This window comes from Candidatus Competibacter phosphatis (genome assembly GCF_012939995.1).
Classification (GTDB): Bacteria; Pseudomonadota; Gammaproteobacteria; order Competibacterales; family Competibacteraceae; genus Competibacter; species Competibacter phosphatis.
In genome coordinates this window covers 87,120-103,542 of record NZ_SPMZ01000004.1, presented here as the reverse complement: position 1 = coordinate 103,542, position 16,423 = coordinate 87,120, and the positions used below count along the sequence as shown (strand labels likewise).

At 59.3% G+C, this 16,423-nt stretch carries 18 protein-coding genes, 1 tRNA gene, 1 other RNA gene and 1 pseudogene; 6 read left to right on the top strand and 15 right to left on the bottom strand.

Going from position 1 to position 16,423, the window contains the following annotated elements:
* Positions 1 to 26: 26 nt before the first annotated feature.
* The 9 genes from E4P82_RS01405 to E4P82_RS01365 all read right to left on the bottom strand — a co-directional run bounded on the left by E4P82_RS01405 (position 27) and on the right by E4P82_RS01365 (position 8,321).
* The gene (locus E4P82_RS01405) at positions 27 to 371 is read right to left on the bottom strand and encodes a response regulator (protein WP_312913775.1); all 345 of its coding nucleotides are present in this window, start codon (positions 369 to 371) and stop codon (positions 27 to 29) included.
* Between the two features lie 231 nt (positions 372 to 602).
* Complete coding sequence (locus tag E4P82_RS21655) at positions 603 to 1,262, bottom strand: response regulator transcription factor (protein WP_246327288.1); 660 nt, start codon at positions 1,260 to 1,262, stop codon at positions 603 to 605.
* A 747-nt stretch (positions 1,263 to 2,009) separates the two neighbouring features.
* Positions 2,010 to 2,810, bottom strand: coding sequence for an ABC transporter permease (locus E4P82_RS01395; protein WP_312913772.1), 801 nt, complete (start codon positions 2,808 to 2,810; stop codon positions 2,010 to 2,012).
* Positions 2,807 to 3,559, bottom strand: coding sequence for an ABC transporter ATP-binding protein (locus E4P82_RS01390; protein WP_169247222.1), 753 nt, complete (start codon positions 3,557 to 3,559; stop codon positions 2,807 to 2,809). Before E4P82_RS01390 ends, E4P82_RS01395 begins: the two co-directional genes overlap by 4 nt.
* A complete protein-coding gene (locus E4P82_RS01385; RefSeq protein ID WP_169247221.1) occupies positions 3,552 to 3,908 on the bottom strand; it encodes a Rieske (2Fe-2S) protein in 357 nt (118 codons plus the stop codon). Before E4P82_RS01385 ends, E4P82_RS01390 begins: the two co-directional genes overlap by 8 nt.
* A 6-nt stretch (positions 3,909 to 3,914) precedes the next feature.
* Positions 3,915 to 5,135, bottom strand: a complete 1,221-nt coding sequence (locus E4P82_RS01380) for a UbiH/UbiF/VisC/COQ6 family ubiquinone biosynthesis hydroxylase (protein WP_169247220.1) — start codon at positions 5,133 to 5,135, stop codon at positions 3,915 to 3,917.
* Positions 5,132 to 6,388 carry a 2-octaprenyl-6-methoxyphenyl hydroxylase gene (ubiH, locus tag E4P82_RS01375; protein WP_169247219.1) on the bottom strand — a complete coding sequence of 419 codons (1,257 nt, stop codon included), beginning with the start codon at positions 6,386 to 6,388 and terminating at the stop codon, positions 5,132 to 5,134. The genes E4P82_RS01380 and ubiH overlap by 4 nt, the downstream gene beginning before the upstream one ends.
* Entirely contained in the window at positions 6,385 to 7,779 is a 1,395-nt protein-coding gene (gene pepP / locus E4P82_RS01370; protein ID WP_420887050.1) for a Xaa-Pro aminopeptidase, read from the bottom strand. The genes ubiH and pepP overlap by 4 nt, the downstream gene beginning before the upstream one ends.
* Positions 7,776 to 8,321 carry a UPF0149 family protein gene (locus E4P82_RS01365; RefSeq protein ID WP_169247217.1) on the bottom strand — a complete coding sequence of 182 codons (546 nt, stop codon included), beginning with the start codon at positions 8,319 to 8,321 and terminating at the stop codon, positions 7,776 to 7,778. Before E4P82_RS01365 ends, pepP begins: the two co-directional genes overlap by 4 nt.
* A gap of 119 nt (positions 8,322 to 8,440) precedes the next feature.
* Here E4P82_RS01365 and E4P82_RS01360 point away from each other — a divergent pair, with 119 nt between their 5' ends.
* From E4P82_RS01360 to E4P82_RS01340, 5 genes and pseudogenes are all read left to right on the top strand, one after another.
* Positions 8,441 to 8,719, top strand: a complete 279-nt coding sequence (locus tag E4P82_RS01360) for a TIGR02449 family protein (protein ID WP_169247216.1) — start codon at positions 8,441 to 8,443, stop codon at positions 8,717 to 8,719.
* A complete protein-coding gene (locus tag E4P82_RS01355) occupies positions 8,716 to 9,033 on the top strand; it encodes a cell division protein ZapA (RefSeq protein WP_246327287.1) in 318 nt (105 codons plus the stop codon). Before E4P82_RS01360 ends, E4P82_RS01355 begins: the two co-directional genes overlap by 4 nt.
* Before the next feature lie 32 nt (positions 9,034 to 9,065).
* A non-coding RNA gene (gene ssrS, locus E4P82_RS01350) (6S RNA) lies at positions 9,066 to 9,255 on the top strand.
* A gap of 22 nt (positions 9,256 to 9,277) precedes the next feature.
* On the top strand, positions 9,278 to 9,922 hold the full coding sequence (locus tag E4P82_RS01345; RefSeq protein WP_246327286.1) for a 5-formyltetrahydrofolate cyclo-ligase: 645 nt from the start codon (positions 9,278 to 9,280) through the stop codon (positions 9,920 to 9,922).
* A pseudogene (locus tag E4P82_RS01340) lies at positions 9,919 to 10,312 on the top strand (EVE domain-containing protein); the annotation flags it as partial. The gene E4P82_RS01345 and the pseudogene E4P82_RS01340, both read left to right, overlap by 4 nt.
* 80 nt (positions 10,313 to 10,392) lie before the next feature.
* Here E4P82_RS01340 and ilvA read toward each other — a convergent pair.
* Positions 10,393 to 11,934, bottom strand: coding sequence for a threonine ammonia-lyase, biosynthetic (gene ilvA / locus E4P82_RS01335; protein WP_169247237.1), 1,542 nt, complete (start codon positions 11,932 to 11,934; stop codon positions 10,393 to 10,395).
* 14 nt (positions 11,935 to 11,948) lie between these two features.
* Between ilvA and rpiA the strand changes: the two genes are divergently transcribed.
* Positions 11,949 to 12,608 carry a ribose-5-phosphate isomerase RpiA gene (gene rpiA, locus E4P82_RS01330; protein WP_169247215.1) on the top strand — a complete coding sequence of 220 codons (660 nt, stop codon included), beginning with the start codon at positions 11,949 to 11,951 and terminating at the stop codon, positions 12,606 to 12,608.
* 83 nt (positions 12,609 to 12,691) lie between these two features.
* On the opposite strand, the gene E4P82_RS01325 is transcribed toward rpiA, so the two are convergent.
* The 5 genes from E4P82_RS01325 to rplM form a co-directional block, all read right to left on the bottom strand.
* On the bottom strand, positions 12,692 to 13,786 hold the full coding sequence (locus E4P82_RS01325) for a porin (protein WP_169247214.1): 1,095 nt from the start codon (positions 13,784 to 13,786) through the stop codon (positions 12,692 to 12,694).
* A 296-nt stretch (positions 13,787 to 14,082) separates the two neighbouring features.
* Positions 14,083 to 15,237 (bottom strand): porin, encoded by a 1,155-nt coding sequence (locus E4P82_RS01320; RefSeq protein WP_211202989.1) that lies wholly within the window; start codon positions 15,235 to 15,237, stop codon positions 14,083 to 14,085.
* Between the two features lie 235 nt (positions 15,238 to 15,472).
* A tRNA-Gln gene (locus tag E4P82_RS01315) sits at positions 15,473 to 15,546 on the bottom strand.
* Positions 15,547 to 15,555: 9 nt separating this feature from the next.
* Entirely contained in the window at positions 15,556 to 15,948 is a 393-nt protein-coding gene (gene rpsI / locus E4P82_RS01310) for a 30S ribosomal protein S9 (RefSeq protein ID WP_169247213.1), read from the bottom strand.
* A 36-nt stretch (positions 15,949 to 15,984) separates the two neighbouring features.
* Positions 15,985 to 16,419 carry a 50S ribosomal protein L13 gene (rplM, locus tag E4P82_RS01305; protein WP_169247212.1) on the bottom strand — a complete coding sequence of 145 codons (435 nt, stop codon included), beginning with the start codon at positions 16,417 to 16,419 and terminating at the stop codon, positions 15,985 to 15,987.
* Positions 16,420 to 16,423 lie beyond the last annotated feature (4 nt).

Genomic DNA, 16,423 nt, shown 5'->3' with positions numbered 1-16,423 from the left:
CGGGGTTCCCATCGGACCAGGGCGGTTTACAGAAATGCTTTCAGTTGATCGGTGATGGCGTCCGCCGTGTAGGGTTTGGTGATAAAGCCCTTGCCACCCTGCATCTGTGCCCACAATCGGTCGGCTTTCTGGCTTTTGCTGGTCACGAAGATCACCGGAATACTCTTGGTTTCCGCTTGGTTGCCGAGCGAACGGCAAGCGGCATAGCCGTCCATGTCGGGCATGATGATGTCCATGAAAATCAGATCCGGCTTTTCCGCGCTGGCTTTCTCAATGGCTTCCTTGCCGTTGGTGGCGGTAACGATGACACAGCCCGCCTCTCCGAGAATGCCTTTGATATTTGCCAGATCCGTTGGGGAGTCGTCGACCACAAGAATTTTTTCGTATCGGCATGAAAATCTCCTTAATTTATTCTCTAACATCATGATTGATCCGATATGGACCCGTTTCTGCAATGGTCCGTAAATAGAACGTCGGTTTGCTTTAAGTTTTCAGGTATTTTTTTGACCACTTTCTGAAAAGCATTTTGTTTGGCGGGTTTGGTTAGATAAGTATCGCAGCCGGCCAATGCGCCTCTGACTCGGTCGAAGGGTGACGACTTGCTAGTCAGCATGATGACCGGCGTTTTTTTTCTTGGTTTTGTTTTTCTTGATCGTCTTGCAGATTTGATAGCCGTCGACCCCAGGTAATATGACGTCCAGAAAAATGATGTCGTAATCATTTAGGGAAAGCAGTTCAAAAGCCTGTTCGCCGGATTCGGCGGTATCGGTTCGAATCCCAAGTAGCTTTAATTCCAATTCGACCTGCGTTCTGATCGTGCTGCTATCATCTACCACCAATGCCTTGAAAACTTGCTCCGAGGTTCCGCCAACTGTCGAGGGCTCGCTAATGGTACGTTCTTCGGTGGGGATGGTTGATATTTGATTGGCGACCCGATCCAATACGCTAAGTACGCGAGTCGCGATAAAGGGTCGGTGCAGGGTATAGGGAAACTCATCGGCCAGTTGATCTTTGGCGATCATTACGCTGATTAGGGAAGAAGACGAGCTTTCATTGGGTGTGGCAGGCTTATAGGAACGCCATTCCGCCATTGCGCTTGGATTTTCCGCGTCGACCATCAAGATTTGGATCGGTTCGCCAGCGGCGGCAAAGGAGTAGGCGTTAGGACGGTAAAGGGAAAGTTTGAAGATATTTCTCAGAACGTTGCGCTCGTTTTCGGGAATCCCGATTAAAGCGACTTTAAAGGATTTCTTATCGCTCATAAGATCCCTGCCCCTCCTCCTTCCGTACTTCTATTGTTCGTTATCCAGGGCGACTTTGTCGGAGCCCGGATTATCACTAATATGGGTAATAACCATAAGCCAAGAGCGGCATGCATCATGGATTTTCCATGGTTGCGCGAAAAAGACTCATTAATGATACAAATGCATATTAATTTTAGCTAATGGAAATTTTAATTCAAGATAGGAAGGAAAAAAAATAAAGCTCAATCCAGATTCCAGTCGGCGCGGTGGGCGGCTGGTTTTAAAGATTCGGAAAAAACCTTGTTGCTCCAGCGACTTCCATACCACCGGAACAATTTGGCCGCCTGAGCCAGAGTGATGACCGGCCGATTCTCAATAAGCAAGCGCCGGTCTGGTGGAATACTGGTTCTGGGCTGCGGCTCCAGGCGTTCCGCTGCCTGCGCCAACCGCCGGTTTGGCCGAGCATTTCTCAGGTTCACCCCGTTCAGCTCCGCTCACTGTCCATCTGACCATCGCCGTGTCCGCCATCCTCTGCCTCCCCATTGTTTGTGCCTGCTTCATCGGATGGGGGTAGCGATCCCTCTCGATCAAGATACGTAGAGTCGGCGGTCTTGGAATTCTTCCCCGCAACTGTATCCTTGAAATGTTTTGGTCAGTTGTCAGGTTCCACGATTGATGGAGGAACACAAAGATTGACGGCCTGATTTTCGCCCTTATAGCGTGAATAGCCGATACAGGAGGCAATCCGTGTTGGAGTGACGAGGCTTATTCGCCCGACTGTAACAGCGAGCCGTACTCACGCGCATGGCGGACGGCGGCTAAAAACACACTGATCGCCAGACCAAGGTAGCCGGTGTTCAGCAGCAGGGCATACAGGAAATAGTCCAGCCGGAACGTGTGATCCAGCAATACCGCCCGCATTCCCTCGAACACATGACTGGCGGGTAAGATCCAGGCCAGCGGTTGCAGCCAGCCGGGCAGGGTGGCGATGGGGTAGTAGATCCCGCACAACGGCGCCAGGGCGAAGATCGCCGCCCAGGCGATGCTTTCCGCGCCCATGCCGTGGCGCAGCACCAGGGCGGCGACCAGCAGGCCGATGGCCCAGCCCATCAACAGCAGGTTGAGAAAAAAACCGGCCAGCGGCGGCCCCAGCGCAAACAGATTGAAGCCGTAGAACGGCAGCGCCAATGCCACCGCGACACCGACGCCGACCAGAGTGCGAATCAGGCTGATCGACATCAACGCCAGAATCAGTTCGATCGGCCGCAGCGGGCTGACGAACAATTGCGCCAGATTGCGGGCGTGCAGTTCCTCAAAGAACACCACCGAAACGCCCAACTGGCTGCGAAACAGAATATCCCACAGCAGTACGCCCGATAGCAGCAGCCCCGCCGCCTGTCCGAGCACGTCGCTGTGCCCGGACAGATAGCGGGTGATGAAGCCCCACAGGATCATCTGCACGGTGGGCCAGTAGGCTAGCTCGACGATACGGATCCAGGAACGGCGCAGCAGGTAGAGGTAGCGCAGCGCCAACGCGCCAATGCGCTGCGGAGACAGGCCATTCACTCGATCACCTCGCCGCTTTGAATGCCGCGGGCGATGTCGAGAAACACCTCTTCCATGTCCTTGCGGCCGTAGCGGCGAATCAGTTCGCGCGGCGCGCCGCTGGCAACGATGCATCCGGTTCGCAGCATGATGACCTGATCGCAGAGCCGTTCCACCTCGCTCATGTTATGGGAGGCCAGTAGCAGGGTCGCGCCGCCGCGCCGCTGGTAGTCGGTCAGGATGCCGCGCATCCGGTCAGCGGTGTCGGGGTCGAGCGAGGCGGTCGGCTCGTCGAGCAACAGGATTTCCGGTTCGTTCAACAGCGCCTTGGCCAGCGCCACCCGGGTTTTTTGACCGGCGGACAAGCTGCCGTAGGGTCGTTGGAAAAAAGCGTCGATATCCAGATCTCGCCCCAAAGCCGCCAGTCGCTCGCGCACGCGAGGCACACCATACAAGCGGGCGTAAACGGTCAGATTTTCCGCCACGGTCAAGCGTTGCGGCAGATCGACATAGGGCGAGGAGAAGTTCATGCGCGGCAGCACGCGATGGTGGTGGCGTGGCACCTCTTCGCCGAGGATATGAATCCGGCCGCTGCTCGGCAGTAGCAGCCCCAGCAACATGGCGATGGTGGTGGTCTTGCCGGCACCGTTGCCGCCGAGCAGGGCGCAGGTGGTGCCGCGGGCGATGTCGAAGCTGATGCCGTCCACGGCCCGCACCGAACCATAATACTTGCGTAGATTCTCGACCTGGATGACGGGCGGTTCAGCCACCGGTGTGCTCCAGGGGATCGAGCGCGATCAGCCAGCCGTCTCGCTCGATCAGTTCAACCCGTTGTAGCGATTGCCGGACACAGGGGCCGGAAACGCAATAACCGTCTTCGATGCGAAACAGCGCTCCGTGGATGCCGCATTGAATGACCGTGCCGGTGCAATCCAGAAACTGGTCGGGCTCCCATTCCATCGGCGCCCCGGTATGCGGGCAGCGGTTGCGGTAGGCGTAAATACCCTTCCGCGTGCGCACCAACACGATGTCGGCATACCGGGAAGCCGGGTTGACGACGATGCCCTTGCTGTGATCTTCGGCCAAGTCGTCCAGGTGGCAAAGGATGTGTTCGGGCATCGGCATTCAACTCGCCGCCCGCGCCAGTTTCGGCAGATCGCCTTCCAAGCCCATGGCTCGCCGGGCCATGGCGTTTTTCAGCGGCCCGGCGGCGTCGATCAGATTGAGGCCGAGATTGCGCAGTAGCCGCACAGGCGGCAATGAATTGCCGAACAAGCGTTTGAAACCATCCATGATACCCAGCATTGGCAGGTTATCGCTCTTGCGCCAGCGTTCGTAGCGCCGCAGTACCCGGAGTGCGCCCACCTCGTGACCGGCGGCGAGACCGTCCAGCAGTACCTCGGCGAGTGTCGCCGCGTCCAGCAGTCCCAGATTGACGCCCTGCCCAGCCAGCGGGTGGACCACATGGGCGGCATCGCCGATCAGGGCCAGGCCGGGTTTGACGTAGGCGCGGGCGTGCTGCAAGCGCAGGGGAAAAGCGCCGCGTGGCCCGACCTGTACGATCTCGCCCAGTCGCCGTTCGAACACTTCCGTCAGCGCCTGGGCGAAGTTGTATTCATCCAGCGCCAGCAATTGGTCGGCCTGCTCCGGTGTGGTGGACCAGACGATGGAACAGCGTCCGTCGTGCAGCGGCAGAAATGCCAGCGGCCCGGTGGGCAGAAAACGCTGCCAAGCGGTTTCCTGGTGCGGTTCGGCGGTGCGCACGTTGGCGACCAGCGCTTTCTGGTGGTAGCTCCAGCCGCGCGTATCGATTTCCGCCAATTCCCGCACCTTGGATTGCGCGCCGTCCGCGCCGACCAGCAGCCGTGTCGTGAATTCGCGTCCGTCGGTCAAGCGTACCCGCCAGCCGCCCGCGTCTTCGGGCCAGGCGGTTTCCAGCGCCGCCGGACACAGCAGCTCCACCGCCGGCAATTGCCGCACCCGCTCCAGCAGGGCATATTGAATGACTCGATTTTCGATGATCCAGCCCAGCAGCGGCTCGCCGAGAGTGGCGCTGTCGAAATGGATCTGACCAAAGCCGCCGGCATCCCACACCCGCATGTCGCGGAATGGACTGACCCGCCAGGCGGTCATGTCGTTCCAGGCATCCACCGCCGCGAAAATGCGCTGCGAAGCGCGATTGACGGCGGAGACCCGCAGGTCGGTTTCCTCACCCGGACGGATACGCTCCAGTGGCGCGCTTTCCAGCAGGGCGATCTTGAGATCGGCGTCGCGCAGCGCGCAGGCCAGCGTCGAGCCGACCATGCCACCGCCGGCGATGACGAGATCGTAATCGGCATTTGTCATTGGGTTGTCGCTCCTGATGGCGATGCCGTCAGCGCCAGCCCCCGCGCCAGTTTCGGCACTCGCCCGTCCAGTCCCATGGTTTGTCGGGCGAACCAATGCTTGACCGGTGGCAACAAGTCGAACGCCAGCAGTCCTAGATTGCGAGCGGCCCGTACCGGCGGCAGCGGGTTGGCGAACAGCCGATTCAGCGCGTCGGTGAAGGCGATCGTCCGCCGCTGGTCCCAGCGCCGCCAGTCGGCGTAGCGGTTGAGCACCCTCAGATCGCCGATGTCCTCATCGCGCCGACAGGCGTCCGCGACCACTTCCGCCAGCGCCGCCACGTCGCGGATACCCAGGTTGAAACCCTGGCCGGCGATGGGATGCAGAGTATGAGCGGCATTGCCGATGATCGCCACGCGCTGGCGGGCGTGTTCGCGCGCTTTCAGCAGGAACAGCGGATAGGCCTGTCGACGACCGATGCGAAGAAACGGTCCCAGGCGGTCGCCGAATCGTTGTTGCAACAGGGCGATGAAGCCGGCGTCGTCGAGATCCAGGACCGCCGACGCCTCGGCGTCGCTGACCGTGCAGACCACCGCGCAGCGGTTGTCGCTCATGGGCAGCAGCGCCACCGGCCCGTCCGAGGTGAAGCGCTCGTAGGCGACGTGGCGATGGGGCAGGGTGGGGGTGACGTTGGCGATCACCGCCTGTTGGCCATACTCCCAGCGCAAGGCGGCGATGCCGAGCTGTTCGCGCACCGGCGAGCGAGCCCCGTCGGCGGCCACCAACAAGCGAGTCCGTAGTTCCACCGTCCGTTCGTCGGCAAAACGGACGTCGATGCAGGCGGCGTCCGGTTCGATGCGCACGGTTTCCAGACGGGCCGGGCAGAGCAGTTCCACGTTGCGCAAGGTTGGCAATTTCGCCAGCAGCGCCGCGCCGATCAACCGTGCCTCGGCGACGTAACCCAGTGCCTCCATGTCCTCGTCACGGCAGTCGAGGTGGGCAAAGCCGGGGCTACCGCGCTCGGAAATATGGATTTGGCGGATCGGGGTGGCGGTGGCGGCCAGCGTTTCCCACAGGTTCAGGGTCTGGAAGATGCGTCGGGTCCCCTGCGCCAGGGCCAGGGTGCGGTCGTCATAGCCGGGGTGTGCGCTGACGCTCAGCGGCGCGGCCTCGATCAGGCCGATCCGCAAATCCTGACCGTCCAGCGCACAGGCCAGGCTGGCGCCGACCATGCCGCCGCCAACGATCAGCAGATCGTAGTCCACATTGTTCATCCGCCCTCCCGCATCCATGCTTCGATGTCGTCGATTTCCTTGGGCGCGGCCTCGGTCAGCACTTCGGGTTCGTCGGCGGTGACCAGCACGTCGTCTTCGATGCGGATGCCGATTCGCCACCAGCGCTCGTCCACATCGGTTTCCAGTTGAACGCCCAGCCGCGCCCAACTTTCCTCCATGCGCTTGCTGTTGGCGGGGATATACAATCCGGGTTCGATGGTGGTGACCATGCCCGGTTCGAAAGTCCGCCAGTCGTCGCCGGTCTTGTAGTCGCCGACATCGTGAACGTCCATGCCCAGCCAGTGGCCGGTGCGATGCATGTAGAATCCCTTGTGCTGTTCCGTCTTGATCAGTTCGTCCACCTCGCCGTGCAGCAGTCCAAGCGCCACCAATCCCTCGGTCAGGACGCGGACCGCCGCGTCGTGCGGTTCGTTGAAGCGGCGGCCGGGGCGGACCTGGTCGATGGCGGCTTGCTGCGCGGCCAGCACCAGTTGGTAAATAGCGCGCTGCTCGCCGGAAAAGCGGCCGTTGACCGGAAAGGTACGGGTGATGTCAGACGCGTAGCCGTCCACCTCGGCGCCGGCATCGATCAGCAGCAGGTCGCCGTCACGCAGTTCGGCGTTGTTTTCGATGTAATGCAGGATGCAACTATTGTCGCCGCCGCCGACGATGGCTGGATAGGACCAGCCGGCGCCATTGCCGAGAAAGGTGTGGAAGATTTCCGCTTCGATCTGATATTCCATCATCCCCGGTCGACAGGCTCGCATGGCTCGGCGGTGCGCCTCGCAGGCGATGCGGGCGGATTCGCGCATCACCGCGATTTCCTCGGGTTCCTTGTACAGCCGCATGGCGTGCAGCAGGTGTTCCAAGGCAATGAAGGTGACCGGCGCTCGTACTCCGGTGCGGGCTTGGCCACGGACTCGGTTGATCCAATCCATGACCCGTCGGTCGAAATCCGGGTTGTAGCCGATGGCATAGAATACCCGCTCACGGTTTTCCAGCAGCGGCGGTAGCAACTGGTCCAATTGGGCGATGGGATGGGCGTTGTCGGCGCCGTAGCGCTCCACCGCGCCTCGCGGCCCGGCGCGGCGGCCGTGCCAGATTTCCATTTGCGGGTCGCGCTCGCGACAGAACAGCAGGAACTCCTGCTCGCCACCGGGGGCCAGCACGGCGATCGCTTCCGGCTCGGGAAAACCGGTCAGATAATAAAAGTCGCTATCCTGACGGTAGGGATAATGGATATCGCGGTTGCGTGGGGCCGACGGGGCGGCCGGCAGCACGGCGACCGAACCGGGACCCATGCGTTCCATCAGCGTGCGACGGCGGCGGGCGAAGACGCTGGGCGGTATGGTGCGGGCGAACATCGGCGGCGGGGCTCCGGGTGGGTTCAGTGCAGGCGGGCGAAGGAGCGGCTCAGGTCCTGCTGGACGATCAGCAATCCGACCCGCAGGTATTCGACCACTTCGGCGTAGGCGGTTTCATCGGCTTCGGTGGCCTCTTCGGTTTCGAAGCCGACCCGGGCGATTTCGGCCGCGTCGTGCAGAAATTCCCGGCTTTCCTCGGAGAGCGCGTGGTGTCGGTCGGCTTGCCCCAGGCCCAAGCCGAACAGCAAACCCTGACACCAGGCGCCGAGCGCGTCGGTGCGTTGTCGTAGAGGGGCCTCGTCTTCGGGCAACAACGGGGTTGCAGCGCAGTCGCTGTCGCTCAACTGGGCGGCGCCGTATTCGAACAGCTTCCGTAGCAGATCGTCGGCGGATTCGGAGCTCTCGCCCGTTTCGGCCAGTTCTTCGTGGACGCAGCTTAGCCACCGATCGCAGTTCAGGCTCGGGTCGGCGCACAGCAGACCGCACAGCAATCCGTGCAACTCGGCGGGGTTGAGAGGATCGAGCAATCGGGTCAGGCGTTCGAATACGGGCGAATGACTGGCAAGCATCGGGAGAACTCCTGCGCCTTGAAGCGACGTGTCGGCGGGCAATCCTAACATTCCTCGCTTTGACCTCGAAAGCGGGCGGAAAATTGACCCGATCGGAAAGAGCGATTTATAGTGTTTATATGGAAACCGACGAACTGTACGAAACTGCGGCGCCCGCCGAGGTGGGCGAACTGGAAAACATCCCTGAAACCGCCGCGACCGGTCTTGCCATCCTTGCCGAACGGCTGGAGCGGTTGGCTGCGTTGTGCGAGCGTTTGCAGGAAGATAACCGCTTCTTGCGCGAGCAGAATCAGGCATTACAGGCGGAAGGTAGCGCCCTGCGCGAGCAGAACGAACAGTCACGTTCTCGTATCGAGGCCATGATCGTGCGCCTGAAAGGTTTGGAGCAAACCTCTTGAGCCAGGAAACCGTGAGTGTCGCCGTGCATCTGATGGGTTGTGAGTATCGCTTTGCTTGCCGGCCCGCCGAGCGCGACGATTTGTTGGAAGCGGCCCGCTATCTCGACGAACAGATGCGGGAAGTGCGCGATCACACCAGCAAGCTGCTGAGCTTGGAAGCGGTTGCGGTGATGGCTGCGCTCAATGTCAGCAACGAGTTGCTGCGGCAGCGGCGTTTGTCGGCCGAAGCGAATACGCTGGTCGACCGTCAGGTGGGCGATTTATTACATAAAGTTGACGCTGTGCTTAGCAAAGCTGAGTCAGAAGAGTTATAATCCCGACCAAGGAAACTCTATTTCAGTTCGGGCGTTCTCTGCGGTGTTCGAGTAGTGGGCCGGGTAACCCCTTGATCCTAGATATTTTTACCCAGGGAGCACGGTCGTCGGTGTGGTGTGCATGTCCGCCGTGTCGCGGAAAGCCTGATATGCCGCTCTGTTCCCCCACTTGAGCCGCATGGTTCAAGGGCAAAGGCCCGAGACGGCACAGGCGGAGAACGCCCCCTCCTCAGCCCAGCGACGCATGACGCGTCGTTTTTTTTATGTCTCGCAATCCGTGATGATCGACTCGCAATCGCTACGTCGACAACTTCGCGCCTTGCGGCGCGGTTTGTCCCTCGCCACGCGCCAACAGGCCGCGCTGGCCGTCGCTCGTCATCTGGAGTTCTGGCCGTTGGCCGGCGCTGTTCGGATTGCCGGTTACTGGGCTTGCGACGGCGAGTTGGACCCAAGGCCAGTGTTGGAACGGGCCTGGACCGAAGGCCGACAGGTTTTTCTGCCGGTGCTGGTCGGTGAACCGCCGCGCTCGCTCCGGTTCGCGCCCTACCAGGCTGGTGCGCCGCTGCGCCGCAACCGATTCGATATCCCCGAACCCGAAGTTGCTTCGATGGAATGCTTGCAAGCCGAGGATCTGGATCTGGTCCTGGTGCCGCTGGTGGCGTTCGATTCGACCGGTACCCGCCTCGGCATGGGTGGTGGTTTCTACGACCGCAGCTTCGCTTTTCCGCGCGGCGCGAACGAAATGGGCCGGAGGCCCTACCTGTTGGGGTTGGGCTATGAGTTCCAAGCGGTTGCCGAACTGATCCGGCAGCCGTGGGATGTGCCGCTGGATGCCGTGGTGACCGAGCGGGCGCTTTACCAGTTTTCCAATGCTGAAGGACAGGCATGAGCTATTGGCTGTTGAAGTCCGAGCCGCGAGCGTTCGGTATCACCGATCTGGAAAATGCACCGAACCAAATGACCCCTTGGGAAGGGGTGCGTAACTATCAGGCGCGTAATTTCCTGCGGGATGGTTTGCATTTGGGTGATCAGGCGTTTTTTTTATCATTCCGGCACGACAAATCCCGCCATCGTCGGGATCGTCGAAGTAGTACGGGCAGGCTATCCGGATGAAACCGCCTTCGATCCCGCTAGCCCCTACCACGATTCCGCCAGTACACCGGACCGTCCTCGCTGGTATCGGGTGGATGTGCGGCTGGTCCGCCGCTTGCGCCGTGCGATTGCGTTGGCCGAGCTAAAACGCCATCGAGAGGTTCTTGGCGATTTTCCCCTGCTACGCCGAGGTAATCGCCTGTCGGTGCTACCGGTGACTGCGGTGCAGTGGGCGTTCGTTCTGACCCTGGAAACCCAGCCGTCGACCTAAGCATGCCCGTCCAGAAACAGCCGGTAGGCGGGATTGTCGGTTTCCTCGTGAAAGGGGTAGCCGAGCTCGCGGATAAAGGTTTGGAACTTGGGCCGATCGGCTTCCGGGACCTGGATGCCAACCAGCACCCGGCCGTGGTCGGAACCATGGTTGCGGTAGTGGAACAGGCTGATATTCCAGCCGTGTGCCATGCCGGTCAGAAACTTCAGCAGCGCGCCCGGTCGCTCGGGAAACTGGAAGCGGTAGAGCAATTCGTCGCGGATACCCGGCGCGTGGCCACCGACCATGTAGCGCACATGCAACTTGGCCATCTCGTTATCGCTCATGTCGGTGACCGGATAACCCTGCTCGCTCAGGGCATCGATGATCCGCTGCTTCTCGTCCTGGCCCTCGGTGAGTTGCACGCCGGCAAATACTCGCGCCTGCCGGTCGTCGGCGTAGCGGTAGTTGAATTCGGTGATGGAACGCTTGCCGATGACTTGGCAGAACTTACGAAAGCTGCCGGGTTGTTCCGGGATGGTGACCGCCAGCAGCGCCTCGCGTCGCTCACCCAATTCGGCCCGCTCGGCGACATGGCGCAGTCGGTCGAAGTTGATGTTGGCGCCGCAGTTGATGGCGATGAGGTTGGCCCCGGCGATGCCGGTGCGTGCCACGTATTTCTTGAGCCCAGCCGTGCCCAGCGCGCCGGCCGGCTCGGCGATGGAGCGGGTGTCGTCGAAGATATCCTTGGTAGCGGCGCAGATTTCGTCGGTGGAAACGACGATGGTATCGTCCACCAGCTCCTGAGCTAGGCGGAAGGTTTCCTCGCCCACCTGCCGTACCGCCACGCCGTCGGCGAAAATCCCAACCTGGTCGAGCAGGACCCGTTTGCCTTGCTTGAGCGCTTCGTGCATCGAAGCGGCATCGTCCGGTTCCACGCCGATGATTTTGATCTCGGGCCGTAGAAACTTGACGTAGGTGGCCACGCCGGTGATGAGGCCTCCGCCACCGACCGCGATGAAGATCGCGTCGATCGGATCAGGGTGCTGGCGCAGGATTTCCATGCCGATGGTGCCCTGGCCGGCAATCACGTCCGGGTCGTCGTAGGGATGGATGAAGGCTAAACCCTTGTCCGTTTCCAATTGACGGGCATGTTGATAGGCTTCGTCGTAGGTATCACCGAACAGTACGGTTTTGCCGCCGCGATCGCGTACCGCTTGCACTTTAATGGCGGGTGTGGTGCGAGGCATGACCACAGTGGCCTTGACCCCGAGCCGCTGGGCGGCCAGGGCCACTCCTTGAGCGTGGTTGCCGGCCGAGGCGCAGATGATGCCTTTGTCCAGGACTTCGCGCGGCAGGTTGACGATCTTGTTGTAAGCACCGCGCAGTTTGAAGGAAAACACCGGTTGCAGATCTTCGCGCTTCAGCAGCACCCGGTTATTCAATCGCTGCGATAAGCGACTCATGACATCGAGTGGTGATTCGATGGCGACGTCGTAGACGCGGGCGGCGAGGATTTTTTTTGATGTAGTCGTGCATGATGGTGTGAGATGACGGATAGGGGAAAAATCGCATGTCTGGCGACGAGATGAAAAAACGTGCCGCCGAAGCGGCGTTGGAGTACGTCGAGGACGATACGGTCGTGGGTGTCGGCACCGGTTCGACGGTCAACTATTTTATTGAGGCCTTGGCACGCATCAAGCACCGCATCGAAGGTGCGGTGTCGAGTTCCGAGGCGACTACGCAAAGGCTGAAGGCCTGCAAGATCCCAGTGTTGGATCTGAACGCCGCCGGACCCTTGCCGTTGTATGTGGACGGCGCCGACGAAGCCAACCGCCAATTGCAGCTTATCAAAGGTGGCGGCGGGGCGCTGACCCGCGAGAAGATTGTGGCAGCCGCCAGCGAGCGATTCGTGTGCATCGCCGATCAGTCCAAGCTGGTGGACGTGCTGGGAGCATTTCCGTTGCCGGTCGAGGTGATTCCGATGGCGCGCAGCCATGTCGGGCGCGCCCTGTTGAATCGGGGCGGACAACCGGTGTTGCGGGAGAACTTCGTCACCGACAACGGTAATCTGATCCTCGACGTTTATAACTTGCAAATCCTGGAACCGGCCAAGCTGGAGGCGGAACTGAACAATATCGCGGGTATCGTCGCGGTGGGCTTGTTCGCGCTTCGACCGGCTGATGTGTTGCTGCTGGGTACGGTGGACGGAGTGCGAACGATGCGGCTTTGAACAAGATTTGTGGGGAATAAAAACGGGCGCTACCTTTCGGCAGAGCGCCCGCCGCCCTTACGCCTGTTTTCCCAGGCTATGTATTAGAAGTCCACCCGGGTGCCGATCGAGACGGCATTCTGGTCACCCATGAACAACCCTGTCGAGGAATCGCCCGGTACGTTGTAAAGGCTGGCGCTGCGACCGATGTATTCAGCCCAGACCGAGGTCCGTTTGCTGAAGTTGTACTGGTAGCCCACCACGTAATTGTCAATTTTGTCGTCGCCGTCGACACCGGTGTCCAATTGGCCGTAGGCGGCGCGCACGGTGTTGTTACCGAAGACATACTGACCGGTCAAATACCAGTTGGTGGCGTCGTCACCGGGAAAGAATTGAGTTCCCGCTGCATTTTTAATCCCGGTGAATAGGTTGAGGGAGTAAAGACTGCCCTGCTCGTAGATGAAGCCCACGCTGAACGGCCCCGAGTTGTAGCCCAAGCCCAGAACCCAGTTGGACAGGTCAAGATCGAAGGTAACACCAGGAAGGGTGTCGGGATTGAGAGGGACATTGCTCTTGCCTTCCAACTTGATGTAGCTAACACCGGCGAAGAACGGCCCGTTGCTGTATTTGGCGGCTAGGTTCCAGATATCGACATTATTCGATATGTTTGAGCTGGGGCCATCCATGACTAGCATTGCTTCACCGCTGAAGCCATTGAAATCAGGCGTGGAATAATAGACGCTGTTCGACAGCCGAACCAGATCGCCATCCGCTTGGCTACGATTGCCGCTGAGCGAGAATCCGCCCCCGAGCCACTGCGGATAGAGGAAGGTTTTGCCGCTATTGAAAATATCGGTAATGCCAGCGACGTTGTAATAGGGAGTGTCCTGGGTACCGAGAGTCAGGGTACCGAAACCGCCCTTGAGCCCGACATATTTGGGCCGGTTGCTTTCCCAGTTGCCGCCTTCGGTTACGTCGACGCCGAATTCGTAGCGATAAACGGCGCTCAGACCGCCACCCAAATCTTCGGAGCCCACCACGCCGAGGCGCGAGGAGTTGTTGACAACATCCCAGGTGCCATCGATGTCCACGGAATCTAGGGTCTCGTCGTTGTAATCCACCGACACCCGTGCCGAGCCGTACAGGATGGTATCGGCCTGTGCCGCAACCGGAATGGTAAGAGCGCTAGCAACAGCCAAGGCAAGAATGGATTTTTTTCATGGCGTGATTCCCTGATTATCAAAAATTGATCTAAGTTTTAAAATTTGCTTTCCAATCAAGGTAATAGATTGATTGGAAAGCAATCTTAAAGCCGCTTTTCGGGTTATTTATATAATGATTGCGGTAAAAACGCAACTCATTTTTTATAAAAAAATACAACTTATTGGTGTCGGCGCAACGAAAATTCAACAGGGATTGGATTTATTCAGAACCGGAAAATGAAAACGGACGCCCGAGAGCGTCCGTTTTGCGTAGACTCAACCAGCAGTGCGGATCAGAAATCCACCCGGGTGCCGATGGAGAGCGATTGCTGGGAGCCGATCAGGTCGCTATCGGCGTCGCTATTGATGTATTCAGCCCACACGCGGGTCCGCTTGCTGAAGTTATACTGGTAGCCCAACACAAAGGTGTTGATGGTGTCCTGCGTGTAGGTGCCGGTCCGGACACCGTCCGTGTAGTACGCAACCTCACCCTTGTCAGGGTCGGTATAACCATAGGCACCTCGGATGATATTGTTACCGAAGGTATAGGCACCGGTCACATAGACGTTTGTGCCACCGCCATAATAAAGGGTATTGAGGTCGCCGTCTTCGTAGTTCAGAGTGACCGCGAAGGGACCGGAATTATAGCCGAAGGCCAAACCCCATTGATCACCATCCCAGTTGGGGGCGGTGTACTTGAAACCGGTAAAGAGGGGGTCATTGTAGTAGCTGTCAAAGCTGCGACCATCCACCGCCATGTAAGCCGCGCCCGCGAAGAACGGACCGTTCTTGTAGGTGGCGTTGAGCTGGTACATGTCGACGCTGCTGGACAGGTTGCAGGGCAACTTATTATCGGCGTTGCATTTTTGCAATTCAGAGGGAGTGGTCGGATCGGTGGCACCGACATCGCCGTTCATGACCAGCATGGCCTGGAAGCCAAAGCCGCTCCAGTTGGGCGAACTGTACACCAGGCTGTTGTCCATGCGGGTGCCGTAGACGTAGCCCAGGTAACCGGTTTTTTCCTTGAAGGTTCCAAAGGGAGTGCTTGAGTCGTTAAAGACATCAGCGACACCAAGCACGTTATAGTAAGGGGTCCACTGGGTGCCCAGGGTGACCGAACCCCAACTGTCGCCTTTCAAACCCACCCACTTCGGCCGGTTGCTTTCCCAGTTGCCGCCTTCGGTCACATCGACCCCGAATTCATACTGATAGATGGCGCTCAGGCCGCCACCGAGGTCTTCCTCGCCGCGCACGCCCAACCGGGAAGAATTATTGACCACATCCCACGCGTCGTAGCCTTTGATCAACGGGATCAAGGAACCGTCGGCGGCTCTTGCGTCGAGGTAGACGGTGTCCAGATCGTTATATTCGACGGATACCCGGGCGGAACCGTACAAGGTGGTGTCGGCGAAGGCAGAGGAGCCAACCAGTGCAGCGGCAACGGCCAGCGCGATAGCAGACTTTTTTCATGACTAAACTCCTAGGTTTGTGTTGTATGTACACAACAAAGAGGTGCTCTCAAATCATTGAGGAAATTTATACGCATTCTGAAGCAGAAATGCAACTGATATTTTTCAAAAAAAAACACAAAACTTAGTTTTTTGTTTTATTTCAGCAACAAATTGTTGTTTTTTTGTTTAGGCGATAAAAAAACCCACCTGAAATGCTCGGGTGGGTGGATGATGGCTGGGGGACTAGGATTCGAACCTAGGTTGACGGAGTCAGAGTCCGTAGTCCTGCCGCTAGACGATCCCCCAAGAAGATGCTTAACGCTTGGAGTATTGAGTGGCGCGGCGGGCCTTGCGCAGGCCGACCTTCTTGCGCTCCACCTCGCGGGCGTCGCGGGTGACGAAGCCGGCTTTGCGCAGTGAAGTACGCAGGCTCTCATCATATTCGATCAATGCCCGGGTGATGCCGTGACGGATCGCGCCAGCCTGTCCGGTGATACCGCCGCCCTTGACGGTCACGTAGACATCGAATTTATCCTTCAGATCGGCGACTTCCAACGCCTGATACGCCACCATGCAGGAGGTCTCGCGCCCGAAATACTGATTCAGGGGGCGCTGGTTGACCACGATGTTGCCGCTGCCGGGCCGCAGGAAAACCCGCGCCGTGGCGGTCTTGCGCCGGCCGGTGCCGTAGTGCTGATTTTCGCTCATTCTTGCCTTTCCATTAGTGAATGCGCCAGCTGAAGGTTACCCAACCAGTTCCAGGGGTTTGGGTTGCTGGGCGGTGTGCTGGTGTTCGGCGCCCGCGTACACCTTTAATTTGCGGAACATCGCTCGCCCCAGCGGGTTTTTGGGCAACATCCCCTTGACGGCGATTTCGATGACGCGCTCCGGGGTTTTCTGCAACAGTTTGTCCATGGAGATGGATTTGATGTTGCCGACGTAACCGGTGGTCCGATAATAGATCTTATCGGTTCGCTTCCGGCCGGTCGTCCGCACTTTTTCGGCATTGACCACGATAATGTAGTCGCCGGTATCGACATGCGGGGTAAACTCGGGCTTATGCTTGCCGCGCAAGCGGCGGGCGATTTCGGTCGACAACCGGCCCAGAACCTTGTCCGTGGCGTCGATCACGTACCAGTCGCGCTTGACCTCGGCCGGTTTGGCGCTGAAAGTTTTCATTGTG

Bases quoted from the DNA above. Each gene is read 5' to 3' on its own strand.
- E4P82_RS21655 (WP_246327288.1), bottom strand. From the start codon at position 1,262: ATGAGCGATAAGAAATCCTTTAAAGTCGCTTTAATCGGGATTCCCGAA.
- E4P82_RS01385 (WP_169247221.1), bottom strand. From the start codon at position 3,908: ATGCCCGAACACATCCTTTGCCACCTGGACGACTTGGCCGAAGATCAC.
- E4P82_RS01380 (WP_169247220.1), bottom strand. From the start codon at position 5,135: ATGACAAATGCCGATTACGATCTCGTCATCGCCGGCGGTGGCATGGTC.
- ubiH (WP_169247219.1), bottom strand. From the start codon at position 6,388: ATGAACAATGTGGACTACGATCTGCTGATCGTTGGCGGCGGCATGGTC.
- E4P82_RS01365 (WP_169247217.1), bottom strand. From the start codon at position 8,321: ATGCTTGCCAGTCATTCGCCCGTATTCGAACGCCTGACCCGATTGCTC.
- E4P82_RS01360 (WP_169247216.1), top strand. From the start codon at position 8,441: ATGGAAACCGACGAACTGTACGAAACTGCGGCGCCCGCCGAGGTGGGC.
- E4P82_RS01345 (WP_246327286.1), top strand. From the start codon at position 9,278: ATGACGCGTCGTTTTTTTTATGTCTCGCAATCCGTGATGATCGACTCG.
- rpiA (WP_169247215.1), top strand. From the start codon at position 11,949: ATGTCTGGCGACGAGATGAAAAAACGTGCCGCCGAAGCGGCGTTGGAG.
- rpsI (WP_169247213.1), bottom strand. From the start codon at position 15,948: ATGAGCGAAAATCAGCACTACGGCACCGGCCGGCGCAAGACCGCCACG.
- rplM (WP_169247212.1), bottom strand. From the start codon at position 16,419: ATGAAAACTTTCAGCGCCAAACCGGCCGAGGTCAAGCGCGACTGGTAC.